General features: G+C 81.2%; 1 protein-coding gene. It reads right to left on the bottom strand.

The window, feature by feature from the left end; all coding sequences use genetic code 11:
• Positions 1 to 113: 113 nt before the first annotated feature.
• A complete protein-coding gene (locus tag FHR78_RS00010) occupies positions 114 to 596 on the bottom strand; it encodes a VOC family protein (protein WP_166758516.1) in 483 nt (160 codons plus the stop codon).
• Between the last annotated feature and the right edge of the window lie 174 nt (positions 597 to 770).

Below are 770 nucleotides of genomic sequence, written 5' to 3'. Positions count from 1 at the left end.
GGGCCGCGGGGCCGGTGCCGGTGGGGGTGGCCCCCCCCCCCCCGCGGGGGCCCCCCCCCCCCCCCCGCGGGGGGGTCCCCCCCCCACTTCGGGGTGTCTCGCGGGCGCGGCGGTCAGTCGCCGCGGTAGGCGCTCTCGAGGTCGGCGACCACGAGCCGGCCCATGGTCGTCATGGCCGCCATGGCCCGGGAGGCGCCGGCCGGGTCGGGCCCGCCGACGGTGCGCTGCACCGCGGCGGGAACGACCTGCCACCAGAAGCCCCAGCGGTCGCGGACCCAGCCGCACCGGCCCTCCTGGCCCCCGTCGGCGGCGAGGGCGTCCCAGAGACGGTCGAGCTCCTCCTGGTCGTCGACCGCCACGGAGAGCGACACGGCCTCCGTCGGGACGGGGCCGGGGCCGCCGTTCAGCGCCTGGAACCCGAGGCCGTCGAGCTCGAACTCGACCACGAGGGCGCGTCCCGCCGAGGCGGGATCGGGGAAGTCGTCGGGGTACCGCGAGACCGAGGTGATCCGGGAGCGGGCGAAGAGCGAGACGTAGGCCGTCGCGGCCGCCTCGGCCTCGCCGTCGAACCACAGGACGGGGGTGATGCGGGGCACGGGGCGCCTCCTCGGCTCGGCCGCGCCGGCGACGGTGCCGGTGCGTGCGGCAGACGCTACCGCGCGCGGTCGGGCCCCGCACCCCGAAGTGGGCGGGGGGGCCCCCCGCGGGGGGGGGGGGGGGGGCCAAAGGGGGGGGGGGCCGGGGCCGGGGGGGGGGGGGGGGCGCGCCCC

It is taken from the genome of Frigoribacterium faeni (assembly GCF_011761235.1).
Classification (GTDB): Bacteria; Actinomycetota; Actinomycetes; order Actinomycetales; family Microbacteriaceae; genus Frigoribacterium; species Frigoribacterium faeni_A.
Note: the sequence above shows the minus strand (reverse complement) of the source record. Positions and strands in the feature narration are given on the sequence as shown.